15 protein-coding genes are annotated in these 18,482 nt (G+C 40.6%); 9 read left to right on the forward strand and 6 right to left on the reverse strand.

All coding sequences use genetic code 11. From position 1 onward, the window contains the following. Positions 1-323 (forward strand): MerR family DNA-binding protein (locus tag C7B70_RS22555; protein ID WP_106371190.1); only part of this gene is annotated, 323 nt, incomplete at its 5' end. On the opposite strand, the gene C7B70_RS22560 is transcribed toward C7B70_RS22555, so the two are convergent. Together C7B70_RS22560 and C7B70_RS22565 are read right to left on the reverse strand one after the other, a co-directional pair. Beyond that, positions 320-565 carry a hypothetical protein gene (locus C7B70_RS22560; RefSeq protein ID WP_106371191.1) on the reverse strand — a complete coding sequence of 82 codons (246 nt, stop codon included), beginning with the start codon at positions 563-565 and terminating at the stop codon, positions 320-322. The two genes, C7B70_RS22555 and C7B70_RS22560, sit on opposite strands and share 4 nt — an antisense overlap. Positions 566-568: 3 nt before the next feature. Further along, positions 569-2,830: a heavy metal translocating P-type ATPase gene (locus tag C7B70_RS22565; RefSeq protein ID WP_106371192.1), complete on the reverse strand. Its 2,262-nt coding sequence runs from the start codon at positions 2,828-2,830 to the stop codon at positions 569-571. A 448-nt stretch (positions 2,831-3,278) separates the two neighbouring features. On the opposite strand from C7B70_RS22565, the gene C7B70_RS22570 reads away from it, so the two are divergent. The 6 genes from C7B70_RS22570 to C7B70_RS22595 all read left to right on the forward strand — a co-directional run bounded on the left by C7B70_RS22570 (position 3,279) and on the right by C7B70_RS22595 (position 10,557). Continuing rightward, a complete protein-coding gene (locus C7B70_RS22570) occupies positions 3,279-3,926 on the forward strand; it encodes a DUF305 domain-containing protein (protein WP_106371193.1) in 648 nt (215 codons plus the stop codon). An 81-nt stretch (positions 3,927-4,007) separates the two neighbouring features. Next, positions 4,008-4,721, forward strand: coding sequence for a Uma2 family endonuclease (locus C7B70_RS22575; protein ID WP_106371194.1), 714 nt, complete (start codon positions 4,008-4,010; stop codon positions 4,719-4,721). Positions 4,722-4,732: 11 nt separating this feature from the next. Next, entirely contained in the window at positions 4,733-5,515 is a 783-nt protein-coding gene (locus tag C7B70_RS22580) for an ABC transporter permease (protein ID WP_106371195.1), read from the forward strand. 380 nt (positions 5,516-5,895) lie between these two features. Beyond that, positions 5,896-6,765, forward strand: a complete 870-nt coding sequence (locus C7B70_RS22585) for an aldo/keto reductase (protein WP_106371196.1) — start codon at positions 5,896-5,898, stop codon at positions 6,763-6,765. A gap of 29 nt (positions 6,766-6,794) precedes the next feature. Continuing rightward, entirely contained in the window at positions 6,795-9,620 is a 2,826-nt protein-coding gene (locus C7B70_RS22590) for a glycerol-3-phosphate acyltransferase (RefSeq protein WP_106371197.1), read from the forward strand. Positions 9,621-9,681: 61 nt separating this feature from the next. Continuing rightward, positions 9,682-10,557 (forward strand): lipid kinase, encoded by an 876-nt coding sequence (locus tag C7B70_RS22595; RefSeq protein ID WP_106371198.1) that lies wholly within the window; start codon positions 9,682-9,684, stop codon positions 10,555-10,557. 5 nt (positions 10,558-10,562) lie between these two features. On the opposite strand, the gene dnaN is transcribed toward C7B70_RS22595, so the two are convergent. Continuing rightward, entirely contained in the window at positions 10,563-11,702 is a 1,140-nt protein-coding gene (gene dnaN, locus C7B70_RS22600; RefSeq protein WP_106371199.1) for a DNA polymerase III subunit beta, read from the reverse strand. Positions 11,703-12,201: 499 nt separating this feature from the next. Next, positions 12,202-13,569 carry a chromosomal replication initiator protein DnaA gene (gene dnaA, locus C7B70_RS22605; protein WP_106371200.1) on the reverse strand — a complete coding sequence of 456 codons (1,368 nt, stop codon included), beginning with the start codon at positions 13,567-13,569 and terminating at the stop codon, positions 12,202-12,204. A 214-nt stretch (positions 13,570-13,783) separates the two neighbouring features. Between dnaA and C7B70_RS22610 the strand changes: the two genes are divergently transcribed. After that, positions 13,784-14,977, forward strand: a complete 1,194-nt coding sequence (locus tag C7B70_RS22610) for an HhoA/HhoB/HtrA family serine endopeptidase (protein ID WP_106371201.1) — start codon at positions 13,784-13,786, stop codon at positions 14,975-14,977. Between the two features lie 3 nt (positions 14,978-14,980). Next, entirely contained in the window at positions 14,981-15,508 is a 528-nt protein-coding gene (def, locus tag C7B70_RS22615) for a peptide deformylase (RefSeq protein ID WP_106371202.1), read from the forward strand. Here the strand turns inward: def and argS are convergent. Both argS and nadC read right to left on the reverse strand, forming a co-directional pair. Then, positions 15,494-17,257: an arginine--tRNA ligase gene (gene argS / locus C7B70_RS22620; protein ID WP_106371203.1), complete on the reverse strand. Its 1,764-nt coding sequence runs from the start codon at positions 17,255-17,257 to the stop codon at positions 15,494-15,496. The two genes, def and argS, sit on opposite strands and share 15 nt — an antisense overlap. A gap of 202 nt (positions 17,258-17,459) precedes the next feature. Further along, positions 17,460-18,326 (reverse strand): carboxylating nicotinate-nucleotide diphosphorylase, encoded by an 867-nt coding sequence (nadC, locus tag C7B70_RS22625; protein ID WP_106371204.1) that lies wholly within the window; start codon positions 18,324-18,326, stop codon positions 17,460-17,462. Positions 18,327-18,482 lie beyond the last annotated feature (156 nt).

Raw genomic sequence — 18,482 nt, forward strand, 5'->3', positions numbered from 1 at the left:
AGATGTGTATAAGAGACAGTCGCACAGGCGGCGGTTTTAGGCAGTTTGATGAGAGGGTTTTGGCAAGACTTGCGTTTATAAAGCGTAGTCAAAGTTTGGGCTTAAGTCTGCAAGAAATTGGCGAATTGCTAAAAGTTTATGATCGCGGACAATTGCCTTGCGATGATGTGAAAGATAGGTTAGAAAATAAAATTGTTGAAATTGACAAGCAGGTTGACGAATTATTAACGTTGCGTTCTGAACTTGGCGGTATACTTTCTGGTTGGGAGAATTTTCCCTCTTTGCAACCAGGGACAATTTGCCCAGTGATTCAAAAAAATTAATCTCTTTTTTGCTTTAATGCTACTGGCTGGGACTTAGTTTTGCTAAATACAAACCACCATAACTCTATACCAATTAAGGCTAATCCGCCTAGAGTTACACCAATTTTTAAACCTATAGGCTGTTCGATGCGCTGAAACTGTTTAGTTTGTTCGGGCATTTGGGCGGAAGCTGGGCTAGAAGTTGCACCAAGTAAAAAGCTCAAACTTATAAGAGTGCTGATAACATATTTTTTGTTCAACATTGCTCAAATTTCTCCATTGATTTTTGATTGAAAGTTTCGCAATCTTAAAGCATTGGTAACTACAGAAACGGAACTAAAAGCCATCGCACCCCCGGCAATAATGGGACTAAGTAACCAACCAAAAAATGGGAATAAAATCCCCGCCGCAATGGGAATCCCAGCAACGTTGTAGACAAAGGCAAAAAACAGATTTTGGCGGATGTTTCGCATTGTCGCGCGGCTTAGTTCAATTGCTGTCACAATGCCTTGGAGGTTGCCAGAAATTAGCGTAATATCACTAGCGGCGATCGCAACATCTGTTCCCGTACCGATCGCAATTCCCACATCTGCTTGGGCTAAAGCGGGTGCATCGTTGATTCCATCGCCTACCATAGCGACAATTTTGCCTTCTGCTTGCAATTTCTGCACCGTAGCAACTTTCTGTTCGGGGCGGACTTCTGCAAAAACTCTTGTAATTCCTACTTGCTGGGCGATCGCGTCTGCGGTATGGCGATTGTCTCCCGTCAGCATAACAATGTCTAACTTTAGCCTTTTCAGCGCCTTTACAGCGACGATAGAGGAAGGTTTCAGCGCGTCAGCAATACCGATTACTCCTTGCATTTCTCCATCTACTGCAACCCATACCGCCGTTTTTCCCGATTCTTCTAAACTTGCTTGATGTTTTTGCAAGCTGCTAGTATCGATGCCTAATTCTTCTAGCCAGCGACTTGTCCCAATTTGGATTAGTCTATCTGAAACTATACCTTTTACACCACTCCCGGAAATCGCTTGAAACTTCTCTACTTCTGCTAAACTTACTTGTTGAGATTTGGCGTATTTAACTACAGCTTCGGCTAATGGGTGTTCGGAGTTGTTCTCGACACTTGCAGCTAAACGTAACAGTTTTAGCTCATTTTGATTGGCTGTACCGTTAATAGTTATAAAATCTGTAACAGTGGGTTTTCCCTCAGTTAGCGTTCCAGTTTTATCTAAAACAATTGTTTGAATTTTATGGGCTAATTCTAAACTATCCGCACCTTTAATCAAGATACCGTTTTCCGCTCCTTTACCCGTACCAACCATAATAGATGTAGGTGTTGCTAGACCTAACGCACAAGGACAAGCAATGATTAATACGCCAATAGTAGTAATTAGGGCTAAGGTAAAATTGCCCATGAGATTAAACCAAATAACAAAAGTTGTGATCGCAATGGCAATTACTACAGGTACAAACCAGCCTGTAACCTGGTCTGCAAGTCTTTGAATAGGCGCTTTAGAACCCTGTGCTTGTTGAACTAATTTAACTATCTGCGCTAAAAAAGTATCTTTTCCTATTTTAGTTACTCTAAATTTAAAGCTACCTGTTTTATTAATTGTTGCTCCAACTACTTGATCGCCAATCTGTTTTTTTACAGGTAAACTTTCACCCGTTACCATTGCTTCATCAACCGTAGAATCTCCTGCAACAATTTCTCCATCCACAGGGATTTTTTCACCAGGACGAACTAAAACTATATCGCCTAAAATTACCGATTGAATTGGCACATCTATTTCTTGTCCGTTGCGAATCACTCTGGCATCTTTTGCACTCAAACCGATTAGTTTGCGGATAGCCTCAGATGTTTGCCCTTTAGCGCGATTTTCTAACAATTTACCGAGCAAAATTAAAGTGATTACAATTGCCGCAGTTTCGTAGTAAACATCGGGTGTAAGTCCTTGAGCAGTGAAAAAGCTGGGGAAAACCGTTGCAAATACTGAATAGAAATAGGCTGCACTTGTGCCTAAAGCAATCAAAGTATCCATTGTTGCTGCGTGACGTTTTAAAGCTTTCCAAGTACCGATATAAAAAGCCTTGCCGCACCAAAATTGTACAGGAGCAGTTAATACTAACTGCAACCAAGAGTTATGTAGCCAAGCAGGAATTATTGGTATATGCAAGCCTGTCATAGATGGCAAAGAGCCAATTACAAGGATCGTACTAATAACCGCTCCAACGATAACTTTACGTTGCAATTGGTTTAACTCTGCTAAACGAGCGGCGGTTTCAGTTTCATCATCACCGCTTGTTATATCTTCTTGGGGGAAGGAAGAATAACCAGCCTCAGCTACCGCCACTTGGATTTTATCTAAGTTTGTTTTTTGGGTATTGTAGGTAATTGTGGCTTGTTCTATACCAAAGTTGACGTTGCAGTTAGTTACGCCAGGAACATTATTTATTGCTTTTTCTATACTTTTGGCACAGGAAGCGCAACTCATGCCTCTAAGTTTCAGGGTGAGGGTTTCCATAGTTTAATTAAGTTAATTAATTCTATTGTGAACTCTCTAGTCGAGTAGAGAGTCAAGGGGTAGTTAGGAATTTAACAAAATTTTTAGGAAAATCACCTATTTGATTTGTAATTGAGGGAATAAATTACAAATTTTGAATCCTTAATTATCGTTGTCTTAGTCTCCATTCATAACAGTTTGAGTATGTTTTATTATTCTCGCTACAGGGACAATTTGTTAATTTTAATTTTATCCCTTGACTCTCTAGTAGGGTAGAGAGTTGATGATTAAATTAGTCGCCCTTCACCAGTTACCCTAGAAGTTTAAAAAGGCGAAGTGCGATCGCGTTCTATTAGTGACAGAATAAACATTTGTTTCTAATGGTTGACAACTATTTCATGCTAATTTCATTTTTGGATGAAATACTAAAATTTTAGGTCATTTATAAAAGGTTAAATTAGAGGTTTTTATGAATGTAATTAATCGGAGATTTGTAGCTTTAGCCATTGTAGCGATCGCATCTATCGCTACAGGTTGTACAAACTTGGCTCAAAATTCGCCAACTGACACTGCAAGCAATACCGACCACAGCATGATGAATCATGATACAGAGATGGATTTAGGAGCAGCAGATGCAAATTACGATCTGCGGTTTATCGATGGGATGATGATGCACCACAAAGGAGCAGTAGCTATGGCAAAAGAAGCCTTAGAGAAGTCCCAGCGCCCAGAAATTAAACAGCTTGCTAACAATATTATTGAAGCGCAAAACAAAGAAATTGCTCAAATGAAACAGTGGCGCACAGCCTGGTATCCCAAAGCCAGCCAGCAGCCTGTAGCTTACGGTGGTGCGAATAAGTCAGTAATGCCCATGTCTGCAAAGCAACACGGAAGCATGATGATGTCCCAAGATTTGGGCGCTGCGGATGACCAATTTGATTTACGCTTTCTTAACGCAATGATTCCTCACCATGAAGGCGCAATAGTTATGGCTAAAGATGCGATAAGTAAATCCACTCGCCCCGAAATTAAGCAGTTAAACCAAGACATTTTAACTTCTCAGCAAGCCGAAATTACGCAAATGAAACAGTGGCGGAAAGCTTGGTATAACAAATAGCGCAGGGCTTCGCACTAACATCCTCATAAAGGCTAAACTCAAAGCAAGTTAATCGGTTTAGCGTTAGGGGAGATTAGAGCCATGACTACTCAAATTGCTGCCCAAAATCAGATAATCTATCCAGAAAGAGATGGGCTGCCAATGTCGGATAATACCAAACAATTTCGCTGGATTGTCACAATTCAAGGCGGCTTAGATAGTTTATTTGTTGGCGATCCCACTGTTTTTGTTGCTGGCGATTTGTTGTGGTATCCCGTAGAAGGCGATAACAAAACTCGGATTGCACCAGATGCGATGGTTGTTTTTGGCAGACCAAAAGGCGATTCGCCAGAGGCGACACTTTGTGAACGAGGATCTTATTTACAATGGCGAGAAGATAATATTCCTCCTCAAGTTGTATTTGAAGTCTTTTCGCCTGGTAATCGCTTGGGGGAAATGCTGAAAAAGCTTAAGTTTTACGAGCGCTACGGAGTTGAAGAATACTATATGTACGATCCTGATGATGAGGATTTGTCAGGTTGGTTGCGCTCTGGGGACGAATTGCAGGAAATTGAACAACTTAGCGGTTGGGTAAGTCCAAGGTTGGGAATAAAGTTTGAGCCAAAGCCTACAGGGTTAGAAATTTATCGCCCAGATGGGCAAAAGTTCGCTACTTATGTAGAGCTAGATGAGCAAAGAGCAAATGCGATCGCTTTAGCAACTCAAGAAACTCAACGGGCTAATATTGAAGCTCAACGTGCCGACCGTTTAGCCGCCAAATTGTTAGAGTTGGGCATCGATTTAGACACGTTTTAAGGATATTAAAAGTGAAACGATACTTAGATGTATTATTGCGGCTTTGGAGTGCTGCTTTCGCCGCAGAGTTGGAATACCGCATAAATTTTGTTTTAGCAACTCTTACTAGCCTAGGTAATTTAGCTGGCAGCTTATTCGGGTTATTTCTGTTTTACCGCACAGGCTACACTTTTCAAGGTTGGTCTTGGGCAGAAGCTTTAGTTGTTTTGGGCATCTTTACTTTACTACAAGGCTTTTCTAGCACTTTTTTAGCTCCTAATCTCAACAGCATTGTTAAGCTCGTACAGCAAGGTACTTTAGACTTTGTACTTTTAAAGCCCATTAGCAGCCAGTTTTGGCTATCTATTCATACTATTTCTCCTTGGGGAATCCCAGATATTGTTTTTGGAGGAGTGCTGATTTTTTATGCTGGGAATCAGCTAAACGTACAATTTAGCGATTATTTGCTCAGTGCGATTCCGTTAATATTTGGGCTGGCTAGTCTTTATAGTTTGTGGTTTATACTCGGTGCTACAAGCATTTGGTTTGTAAAAATCTATAACGTTACTGAGGTACTTAGAGGATTACTAGAAGCTGGGCGTTATCCAATGGTTGCTTATCCTACGGCTTACCGCTTTTTCTTTACTTTTGTAGTTCCCGTAGCGTTTCTAACTACCGTTCCTGCCGAGGCAATGCTTGGTCGCGTACAGTTGGGCTGGATAGTCGGTGCAGGGTTTCTGGCGATCGCGCTTTTATTTATCGCTCGTTCTTTTTGGGCCTATGCTTTGCGCTTTTACACCAGTGCTTCTAGCTGAGTTTTAATTAATACTTAAAATCCTATTTGTAGCCGCGCAAAGGAGAATTCTCCTCTGCGCTCCTAACTACTTACTTTTAACAAGCATTTAGTCAGACCAATACATTCACATAATATGACATTACTATTAACAAAGTCAAGTGTTTTTTCAAGAAAGAAATAGTTTTTGAATAAAAAAGATCGCTCTTACAAATTTAATTTGCCAGTAGAAATAATAGATTTAAGTATGAGTAATTTGTATTATTATCAATAAAACCTTCTTTTAGCTTAAATGAGGTAATAAAATAGTTAAAAACTACCTAAATTACCCATTAGATAGACGAATTTTGATTGAATAATAGAAATTATGAAATTAAAAGCAATTAAGGAAAATTTCATTTCATGGAAACAAAACAACTAGGGTCTACAGATATAACTATTAGCGCGATTGGATTAGGAGGAATGCCCATGTCGATAAGTGGTAGACCAGATGAAGCCCAATCAATTGAGGTGATTCATCGCGCTCTTGACTTGGGCGTAACATTGATTGATACAGCAGATTCCTATTGCAAAGACGAGTCAGACAAGCACCATAACGAGCGGTTGATCGCCAAAGCTTTGCAGGAATACCAAGGAAACGCAAATGTTACTATTGCAACTAAAGGCGGATTAATGCGCCCCAATGGAGACTGGACTCGTAACGGCAACCCCGAACATTTACAAGAGACAATTCGTACCAGCTTTGAGGCTTTGGGCGGAGAAAAACCTATAGATATTTGGCAGTATCACGCCCCAGATACTAAATACTCAATTGAAGAATCTTTAAAACCTGTGGCGGAAGCGGTGAAATCGGGTTTGATTCGGTTTGTAGGTGTTTCTAATTTCTCAGTAGAGCAAATTAAACGCGCTAGTGAGGTAGTTGATATAGTTTCGGTGCAAAATCAATATAACCCTTGGCATCGTCAGCCAGAATTTGATGGAGTGCTAGAGTATTGCGATCGCCAAAACCTAACTTTTTTACCTTGGAGTCCTTTAGGTGGTAGCCGTCGCGCTAGTAAGTTAGGAGATATAAAGGCGATCGCACGGGTGGCAAAAACTAAAGGAGTATCGGTGTATGCGATCGTCTTAGCATGGGTAAGAGCAAAATCCCCTTGTATTGTGCCAATTCCTGGTGCTAGTAAGGTTTCGAGTATTGAAGACTCAGTAAAATCCGTGCAAGTTAAGTTATCACTAGAAGAAGTACAGCAGATCGATAACGAAACAGCAGCTTAAAATAACTTCAGTTATACAGAAGTTTTAAAATGCTCGAAGTTTGGGGCGCGTTAGTTATTTTTTTCATTTTGCCTCTGTTAGGCGGATTGCCGTTAATTGCTTGGTTTACTTACGCAGTTTCTCGTAAGCAGTTAACTAAACTAGGTACGGGTAATATTAGCGTTTCCGCAGCTTTTTATCACGGTGGTAAAGTTGCCGGAATCCTCGCGGTAATATCTGAGGCAACGAAAGGCATTGTTGCGGTCTTACTTGCCCGTACTTTTTTTCCCACAAATCCCACTTGGGAAATAATCGCCCTCATTGCTTTAGTAATGGGTAGGTACTGGATTAGTAAAGGTGCAGGAGCGACTAATGTTGTTTGGGGTTATTTAGTCCATGACTGGCGCATTGCTGCACTATCGTTTTTGATTGGTGGAATTAGTTTTACAGTTTTGCGGGAAAGAGAAATAGGAAGAATTGGAGTTTTAGTTTTGTTTCCCATCCTAACGATGTTGTTACACGCCAACGATTCTGGGCGGATTGTTGCAGCTATTTCTTTAGCGGTAATTCTAGGCTGGATTTATAAAAAACTGCCGGACGATTTAGATTTATCACCAGAAGCCGGACAAGCAGAGTCTCAAGCAACGTTTAGATTTTTTCAAGGTAGTAAAACTATAATTTCTTTAGATACCCAGTTAGAAGTCCAAAAAGCGGGTCAAAAAGCCGCTACTTTATCAAAATTAAAACGTTTAGGCTATCCTGTACCCCCAGGCTGGGTAATTCCGGCAGGGGATGATTTAGAAGCTATAGTTACCTTTTTGCATCCCTCCACCGCCGAACCTTTGGTAGTTCGTTCCTCGGCGGTAGGGGAAGATTCCGAATCAGCTTCCGCCGCCGGACAATACGACACAGTTTTAAACGTTACAAGTCAAGCACAGTTACGCAGGGCAATTTCTCGCGTCATAGATTCCTACGATAATCAGGCAGCTATAGATTATCGCCGAATGCGCTCAATGGCAGAAGATTCAATGGCGGTTTTAATTCAAAAACAAGTTTTAGGGGTATTTTCGGGAGTAGCCTTTAGCCGCGATCCAGTAGCCCGTACAGGCGATTGGGTAGTAATTGAGGCATTACCGGGGGACGCGACAAAAGTAGTTTCTGGGCAAGTTACACCAGAACAATATCGGGCTTATATTGCTCCAACAATGGCAACGGGAAGTAGTTGGATATTGCCGGAAGATGCAGAAATAATCGTTGAAGGCACAGGAGATGTACCACAGCAATTAATTAAGCAAGTGGCATTTTTAGCGCGACACTTAGAAAATGGCGATCGCGCTATTCCCCAAGATATTGAATGGAGTTATGACGGCGAAACTTTGTGGTTGTTGCAATCACGTCCAATTACAACCCTATTACCTATTTGGACACGCAAAATTGCTTCAGAAGTTATACCGGGTTTAATTCGTCCCTTAACCTGGTCAATAAATCGTCCCTTGACTTGTGGTGTTTGGGGAGAGATTTTTACAATTGTTTTAGGAAGTCGCGCATCGAGATTAGATTTTAACTCCACCGCTACGCTGCATTACTCCCGCGCTTATTTTAATGCTTCTTTGTTGGGGGAGATTTTTCGGCGCATGGGTTTACCACCAGAAAGCTTAGAGTTTTTAACTAGAGGAGCAAAGTTTAGCAAACCCCCTATTTTATCTACCTTGCAAAATGTACCCGGATTAATGAGGCTTTTAGGGCGGGAATTGCAGCTAAAAAAAGATTTTGAGCGCGATTATCGAGTCCATTTTTCCCCAGCTTTAGCAAGGTTAGAGAGAGATTTAACCGCCGAAACTCCGCAAATATTGCTAGAGGAAGTAGATTTAATTTTAGAGTTGCTGAAAAAGGCAACTTATTACAGTATTTTGGCTCCTTTGAGCGCAGCTTTGCGACTTGCCGTATTTAAGGTTCGGGATATTGATATTGATAATAGTCAAACTCCAGAAGTATCAGCAATAAATGCGATCGCACTTTTAGCCACAGAAGCACGAAAGCTAAACATAGTAAGCTTTGAAGACTTGACACAAACTTCAGAAGGACGAGAGATATTACAGCAGTTTGAGCAATTAATAGTGCAGTACGGCTATTTAAGTGAAGTAGGTACAGATATCGCTGTTTCCACGTGGCGGGAAGAACCCCAAATAGTTAAAGAGTTGTTTATCAGGATGGTTAGGGGAGACAACGAAGCGCAAAAACGTCAAATCAAGCGTAAAAAAGGGTTTGTGCAAGAGCGAGTGGATCTCAAAGGAAGGGTGACAGAAGTTTATAGTCGTTTGTTAGCACTGCTACGATGGCGATTTGTAGCTTTAGAAAAAGTATGGTTGTTAGCATCGGGAGATATCTTTTTTTTAGAGTTAGAGGAAACTTTACGCTTTAAAAATGCGGAGAGTGTCAAGAAGTTAATAGCTAAAAGGCGATCGCAATATACTATCGATAGCAATATAGATCCTGTACCTGCCTTAGTCTACGGTCAAGCACCAACTACAATTATTCCTTCCTCCGCGCCGATTACTTCAAGAATGCAAGGTATTGGTGCAAGTGCGGGACAAGTTGAAGGTTATGTATTATTAGTACGAAGTCTGCAATCAGTAGGAGAAATAAACCGCGAAACCATTTTAGTTGTACCTTATACCGATTCTGGCTGGTCGCCCTTATTAGCCTCCGCAGGCGGATTAATTGCCGAAGTTGGTGGACGACTATCTCATGGGGCAATTGTCGCTCGTGAGTATGGTATTCCGGCGGTAATGGATGTTTCTAATGCCATGACGCTATTTAAAAATGGGCAGCGCGTCCGCATTGATGGACAGTTAGGAATTGTTGAATTGCTGTAGTTGTAGCTCGTTAAAGAGGATAATTACATTATTTGCGATCGCCCGCCAGTAGGGCTAAATTATGAATCAACGAGCATTGCTACTCGTCAATCGTCATTCTCGACACGGACAAAAAAATCTATCCCAAGCTATTGATCGGTTAAAAAGTCTGGGTTTAGAACTAATCGAGGAAGCGATTGACGATCCGATGAAAGTATCGGACACTATTCGCAATTATCGCCATCAAGTAGATTTGGTAATTGTTGGCGGTGGCGATGGTACTCTAAATGCGGCAGTAGATGGCATAGTTGATACGCAGTTACCTTTGGGAGTTTTACCTCTAGGTACGGCAAATGATTTAGCTCGAACTTTAAGTATTCCTACTTCTATCCCAGAAGCTTGCGCGGTTATTGCCTCTGGTCAAACTCGGCGGATAGATTTAGGTTGGGTGAATGGTAAATACTTTTTTAATGTCGCTAGTTTAGGCTTAAGCGTCCAAATTACTCAAAAGCTTACTAAAGAATCTAAACGCCGTTGGGGAGTTTTAGCCTACGCAGCCACAGCAATTCAAGTTGTTTGGCAATCTCGTCCTTTTCGGGCGGAAATTTGTCTTAATGGCGAATCTATTCAGGTAAAAACCGTCCAAATTGCTGTCGGGAATGGTCGGTATTATGGTGGCGGAATGGCGGTAACTCACGATGCAACCATTGATGACCAAACCTTAGATTTGTACAGTTTAGAGTTGCGCCATTGGTGGCAAATGTTGATGTTATTACCAACTATGCGTAAAGGAACTCACACAGAGTTATCTAGCGTCCGCTCCTTGCACGGTCAAGAGTTTGAGGTGTCTACTCGCAAACATTTACCGATTAATACCGATGGAGAAATAACTACCTACACCCCGGCTCGTTTTCGTGTTATTCCTAGTGCGATCGCAGTTCTAGTACCTAAGCCCTAAAATAATTAAACTCTAATTTGTACGGGCATAATCAAGTAAGTCATTTTCAAACTGCCCAATGGTGTAAAAATTATTGGGCTAGTAGCAGTATGTACTTGCATTTGAATTTCATTAGTAGGTAATGCTTTCAATCCATCCATCAAGTATTTAATATTAAAAGCAAAATCTAAATCTTCCCCAGAACTTGCAACGGAGATAACTTCTCTACCGCTACCAATGTCTCTAGTTTCTACCGATAAAGATATCTGTTGATTAATATCGTCAATGCTAAACTTGACAATATTTTGTTTTTGGTCTGCCACTACGGCAATGCGTTCTAAACTACTTATCAACAACTTGCGCTCTATTGTAACTTGGCGATCAAATTGACGCGGTATTAGTTGACGGTAAGCGGGATATTGCCCTTCTAAAACTCGGCTTGTCAATCGTCGATTTGCCCACTCAAAAATCACCTGTCCTTGGTCAAATTGCATTGCCAAAGGTTCGGGGGAATTTCTCATACTCAGCATTTTTTCCAATTCCCGCAAAGATTTGGCGGGTATTGTAACTTCTAACTGCGAAGATGCTACAGGTATTTCTACAGTATTTGGAGTTTCTACCAAGGCTAAACGATGTCCGTCTGTAGCTGCAAATTCTATCGTTTCTTGACGGGCAATAATGTGTAGCCCCGTTAACAATTGATTTAATTCATTGCTGCTAGTTGCAAATAAAGTCGAGCGCAACCCTTCAATAAACGCTTCTACAGGTAAATAAACAGCCTCTCCAGCTTCAATTATTGGTAACTCAGGAAATTCCTCTACCTCCATCCCACGCACTTGGTACCGCCCCGAAGCTGAGATAATTGTAATTCCTAAAGGCGCTTCATTTGTTTCTTCAAGCTCAATTTCTCCATCTAACAGGCGAGAAACAATATCGTTCAGCAATTTAGCAGGTAAAGCGATCGCACCTCCAGCTATAACTTCCGCAGCAAAGCTAGTTTTAATTCCCAAACTCAAATCAAAAGCTGTCAAACTCACACTCTGAGTTTCCACGTCTGCAACCAACAAAACGTTCGCCAAAATTGGATGGGTTGGACGGGTTGGTACAGCACGGCTAACCAAGGAAAGATTGGTACTTAATTGCGTTTGGCTGCAAATTAATTTCATCACGATCTCATGCTCTGTAAAACTGCACTTGCTAACAACTTCTCCACTTCAGACAAAAAACAATATGGTTGAGGTTTTTCTCAAAAAGTTTGTTTCCATACCCAAATGTCTCAAAAACTTCCCCTACAAGCAGGTGCTTCGATTAGTTCAGAAAAGTATCCTAGCACGTCTATTGTATAGTATGTCTGTACTATATAGCTTTTATATTAACTACTACTACTAAATTAATAATTATATCAAATAATAGTAGTAGGGGCTGTGGAAAATGTGGAGAACTTTTTGTAACGCTTACCAGGCATAATTTTTAGCCTACTAATCCTGTGGAAAACCTGTGGATAAAAATTTAAACTTTCCGTAAGCTAATTTTACTTATCCATAGTTTTCCACAAAAAACCATAGTTTTCCACAGCTTTATTAACAGGTTTTCCACAGAAATTTGCTAGTTTTCCACAGGCTATACTAGCAATACATTTAGTTACATAAAACTCATAATTGTAATTTACGGTAAATCTTGCGCTCGCACAGAATGATTAATATGATCGCTCAGTTGGCGTAAAGTTTGCCCCAAACTAGAATCATTGGTGCGTAACTGAGCAATTTTCTCGCAACTATACATTACTGTTGTGTGATCTTTACCGCCAAATTCTTCCCCTATTTTCGGTAAGCTTAAATCCGTATGTTGGCGCATCAAATACATACCAATTTGCCTAGCCCAACTTATTTCTCGCCTTCTTGAAACACTTTTTAAGTCTTCAAGAGAAATTTTAAATTCCTCTGCTACAATCTGCAAAACTGTATCTGGTGAAGCTTCAAGATTTTCTAGTGCTGGGTTTAAAACTGGGATTAAGTTTTCTACCGTCATTGGCAATCCAGAAATTGAAATATAAGCAACAGCCCGAATTAAAGCGCCTTCTAGTTCTCTAATATTAGAAATGTAGTTACAGGCAATATATTCAATCACTGTTTTAGGTAAGCGCATATTTTCATATTCTGCTTTTTTTTGCAGAATTGCCATTCGAGTTTCTAAGTCTGGCGTTTGAATATCAGCAATTAAACCCATAGAAAAGCGCGAACATAAACGCTCTTGTAAGCGCGGAATTTGGTTAGGTGGACGATCAGAAGCTATGACTACTTGTTTACCTGCTTCGTACAAGGTATTAAAAGTATGAAAAAACTCCTCTTGAGTCGATTCTTTGCCTTCAATAAATTGAATATCATCTACTAGCAATACATCAGCGGCGCGGTAGATATCTCGAAAGCTTTGAGTGCTATTTTTGCGAATTGAAGCAATTAAATCGTTAGTAAATTTTTCTGTAGAAACATAAAATATATTTGTATCAGGGTTAATATCCCAACGGTAATGGGCGATCGCCTGCATCAGGTGAGTTTTCCCCAATCCCACACCACCACACAAAAACAAAGGATTAAATTCTTTTCCTGGAGATTCAGCTACAGCCAACGCCGCCGCATGAGCTAAACGGCTGTTAGCGCCAACTACAAAGCGTGAAAATACATATTTGATGTTAAGTGCTGGCGGTGTAGCGCGATCGCTTTGTAAACCTTTTTCCTGTCCTTTTGATGCATTGTTAGGTTCGACAAAAGCATTAGTCGCCTGTCCCTTAGCTACTGTAAATTGAATTTCTGTTGCACAACCGCGAATATCTTGTACAACATCTGCCAAAGTTTGGATGTAATATTTCTGTAGCCAGTTACGAGCAAAAGGGTTAGGAGTACAGATAACTAAGCAATTATCTTCTAGTTTTTCCGCACTAGCAGTTTTAATCCAAGTTTCAAAAGTAGGACGGCTCAATTGTACCTGTAAGCGTTCCAACACTTGACTCCAAAGAGTTTCAAGGCTAAGTTCCACTGCTAACTACCTCGTCCCGTCACAATAAGAAATACAGACAAGCAACCAATCTAGCAAAAATCAGTGCCATCAATCGTAGCAACAACACTTGCGAAATAGCCGCGACTTCTATTAGTTGAGCATACTACTACGCCTAAAAATCCTTGCATAGAGACCAGAGACAGATGAAAAGTCGCCCTAATACCTTAAATTAAAGCCCCACTATTTCCCTACTATGCAAAATCAACAATTTTTCAAGCGATCGCGCTTTTACTTACTAACCTTGCTGTCAATAACATTTTTGGCTAGTTGTTCTTTACCTAAATTGCCCCAAAATCGTGAAAATACTACACCCGAACCTCTAGTTAATCCAATTACCCAGAGTGATCGCCTGGTAGATATTAACCCCACCGATCCAAATTTTGTAGTAACAGCAGTTCAAAAAGTCGGTTCGGCGGTTGTGAGAATTAACGCTGCGCGGACAGTTAGCCGCCAAACACCCAATGAGTTTGACGATCCGAGGATGGGGCGGTTTTTTGGTTCTGCTCCATCTTCTAAGCGCGTAGAACGCGGTACTGGTTCGGGATTTATCGTTAATGCTAACGGGCAAATTTTAACCAATTCTCATGTAGTAAATGGTGCAGATACGGTTAGCGTCACTCTCAAAGATGGTCGGACTTTTAAAGGAGAAGTATTAGGAGAAGATCCAGTTACAGATGTAGCTGTGATCAAGATCGAAGCTAATGACTTACCAATTATTCCTATAGGCAATTCCGATGGGTTGCGACCTGGAGAATGGGTAATTGCGATTGGTAATCCTTTGGGGTTAGATAATACTGTGACGGCGGGAATTGTTAGCGCTACTGATAGATCAAGTAGCGATATCGGCGTATCTGATAAACGAGTTGGCTTTATTCAAACCGATGCGGCGATTAACCCCGGTAATTCTGGTGGGCCATTATTAAACGCTCGTGGAGAAGTAATTGGGATGAATACAGCAATTATTAGTGGCGCTCAAGGTTTGGGGTTTGCTATTCCTATTAATACAGTCCAGGGCATATCTCAGCAAATTATTACTAAGGGAAAAGTAGAACACGCTTATTTAGGCGTTCAGATGTTAACTTTAACTCCAGAAGTTAAAGAACAGTTAAATACTCAATCGCGCGGACGTATTCGTATAGAAGCAGAAAAAGGAATTTTATTAGTTCGTGTCGTTCCTAATTCTCCCGCCGATGACGCTGGTTTACAAGCTGGGGACGTGGTTCAATCGATTAATAATCAACCTGTAACTAAAACTGAGCAAGTCCAGCAATTAGTGGAGAGTAGTAATGTTGGAAGTCAACTAAAAATGAAAATCCAACGCGGTCAAAAAATCGAGCAAGTATCTGTAAAACTCGAATCCTTACCAACAGCGCGCGATCGCTCTTAATTTATGTCAGAAATCTTAGAAGTCATCCAACTCGGTCATCCTGTCCTGCGTTCTCAAGCTCATAACGTTGATAATATTCATTCTCACCAAGTTCAAAGCCTCATAGATAACCTACTAATGACAGTTATCGCCGCTAATGGAGTCGGAATTGCAGCGCCACAAGTAGCTGTGCGCGATCGCCTATTTATAGTAGCTTCTCGTCCTATTCCTCGCTATCCTAATGCTCCCCAAATGGAGCCTACAGCCATGATTAACCCCCAAATTCTGGCGCATTCCACAGAATTAGTCCCTGGTTGGGAAGGTTGCTTGAGTATTCCCGGAATTAGGGGATTAGTACCAAGATATCAAGCAATAGAAGTTCAATATAGCGATCGCACTGGAAAACTACACAAACAAGAATTAACCGATTTTGTCGCGCGAATCTTTCAACACGAACTCGATCATCTTGATGGCATAGTATTTATAGACCGCCTGCAAAGCAACAAAGACCTAATTACCGAGCAAGAATATCAAAAACTACATCCTGTCTAAAATCTGAATCCCTAACAAAGACAATCCCAGTTTTAAAGTTCTCGCTGTCAAGTTACATAATACCAATCGAGAAGTCCGCAAAGGTTCTTCAGCGTTTAGGACAGGAACACCGCGATCGCGATCATAAAATTGATTAAACTTTTGACTAAGTTGAAATAGGTACTCACACAAACGATTAGGAAACAAATCTTGCTCTACAGCATAAATAACATCATCTAATTGCAGCAAATGCTTTGCTAGTGTCAACTCTGTTTCATGCTGCAACAAAATAGCAAAACTGTCTCCTAGTTGCTCAAAATTAACCTCACCTTTACGGCTAATTCCTTGGATTCTGGCGTAAGCGTACAGCATATAAGGCGCAGTATTACCTTGCAAGGCTAACATTCTGTCATAGCTAAAAATATAATTACTGGTACGGTTTTGACTAAGATCGGCATATTTAACCGCACTAATGCCCACTACTGTAGCAGCGTTAGCAATAAACTCCTCAGTTTCTTGGCGCTCCTCTACTTTCAACCTATTTTCTAAATCTGCACGCGCTCTAATAATTGCCTCATCTAATAAATCCTTTAGTTTTACCGTTTCGCCAGAGCGTGTCTTCAGTTTTTTACCATCTTCTCCCTGTACCAACCCAAAAGGTACGTGATTGATTTCTATATTTTCTGGAATCCAACTGGCGCGTCTTGCTACTTGAAACACTTGAGCAAAATGGTTTGCTTGTCCAGCATCCGTTACATAAATTAGCCGATTAGCTTTATCTTTTTCAATTCGGTAACGTACGGCGGCTAAATCCGTTGTTGCATAGTTGTACCCACCATCAGATTTTTGCACAATCAAAGGTAATGGCTCGCCTTCTTTATTAGTAAACCCGTCTAGAAACACGCATTTAGCGCCCCCATCCTCTACTAACAATCTAGCTTTGTCTAAATCTTCTACAACTTGTGACAAAAAGGGGTTGTAGAAAGATTCTCCACGTTCTTCATCAAAACGAACATCTAACAGCGCGTAAATAATTTCAAATTCTATTCGAGACTTATTGCAAAGAAATTTCCACGCAATCTTTGCTTCATCATCACCGGATTGCAAATCTACTACAGCTTTACGCGATCGCTCTCTAAATTGATCATCATCATCAAATCTTTTTTTCGATTCCCGATAAAACTCAACTAACTCGCCTAAATTTAGTAAATCGTAATCATTAACTGATTTAGTCTCACGCAGGTGAGTAATTAACATTCCAAACTGAGTACCCCAATCGCCTACATGGTTCAACCGTAATACATTGTGACCAAAAAATTCTAAAACGCGGGCTATACTATCGCCGATAATCGTTGACCGCAAATGTCCAACGTGCATCTCTTTAGCAATATTAGGCGCAGAAAAGTCAACAATTACTCGCTTAGGTGTTTTTGCTTCCGCAATTCCCAATCTCGAATCTGTATAAATACTCTTAAGCTGTGTTTCTAAATAACTTGGCAATAAAGTTAAATTTATGAAACCAGCGCCAGCTACCTGCGGAGTTTCACAAATATTAGTGACATTTAGCTCTTGAATTATTTTTTCTGCAACTTTTCGTGGTTGCTGTCCCAACCGTTTCGCCAAAGACAAAGCCACATTCGACTGATAATCGCCAAATTTCGGATTACTTGCTTTCTCCAATAGAGGCTCAACCTTTGCATATTCATTGCCGAAAGCCGCACTTAAAGCCTCCTCAAATCTTAGCTTTAGCTGCTCTACAGTATTATTCATAAAATAAGAAATTTAAAATAATGAGTGAAGAATATTCTAACTTTAATCTTTACAACACTTAAAAGGATGTCTTAAAAGCTTTAGCTAGATTTTCTTAATTAGACTACCCATCTTCATTACGTGAAAAAACGAGAATATTTAAAGTAGTTCCTGAATATTTGTTTCCCCCCTCTTTTTAAGGGGGGATCTTCCTTAATTTGGATTACCGAAAAATTCTCATACTTAAATCTAACCACTTCGATTGAGTAATCGGCGCACTTGTTGAAATATAATCTACACCCGTCTGAGCTACAGCACGGATACTATCTAAAGTAATATTACCTGAAGCCTCAATTTTAATCCTGCTACTGCGATCGCGAATCTTCCTCACCGCCAATTTCATTATCTCCGGCGGCATATTATCCAACATAATAATATCTGCCCCATGCTGTAAAGCTTCCTCCACCTGTTCCAAATTCTCCGTTTCTACCTCAATTGTCAATGGGTAAGGCATATTGCTACGAATTCGGGCGATCGCTACTCCAATTCCCCCGACAGCAGCGATATGGTTATCTTTAATCATCACTGCATCATCTAGTCCCATTCGGTGATTGATTGCGCCTCCTAGCTGCGAGGCATACTTTTCTAACACTCTCAAGCCTGGTGTAGTTTTACGAGTATCTACCAACTGAGCCTCTAAATCTGCAATTTGCTTTGCATACTCGTAAGTAAGGGTAGAAATTCCACTTAACCGCATCACTAAATTCAACGCGACTCTTTCCCCCGTGAGCAATCCATCTAGCGTCCCCTCAATTTTTGCTATTTGCTCTCCTGCTTTACACCATTGTCCTTCCTGTGCGATCGCTATAAAACCAACATTCGCATCTAAAAGTTGAAATACTCTACTAGCTAGTGGTAAACCCCCAACTATTCCCGATGCTTTAGCTACAAGCTCAGCTTTCACAATGCTTGCTTTTCCCGCCAATAAACATTGAGTCGTGCGATCACCTCTACCAATATCTTCTATCAACCAGCTTTGGATTACGGGGTCTAGAACTATCCAAGGAGGTAAACCAACAACATTACTCACAACTCAACTACTTTTTTTCTAAAACTCAAACCAATTTTAGCCTACATCCCTTGCTGCATATGATTTAGGTAAAACCCCAAATTTTCTTTTCAATAAAGGCTTGACAAAGTTATCTAGAGTTGATAGATTAATAAAGCGCTGGAGAGGGAAGCGAAA

Origin of the sequence: Chlorogloea sp. CCALA 695, assembly GCF_003003885.1 — a bacterium.
GTDB lineage: Bacteria > Cyanobacteriota > Cyanobacteriia > Cyanobacteriales > Chroococcidiopsidaceae > Aliterella.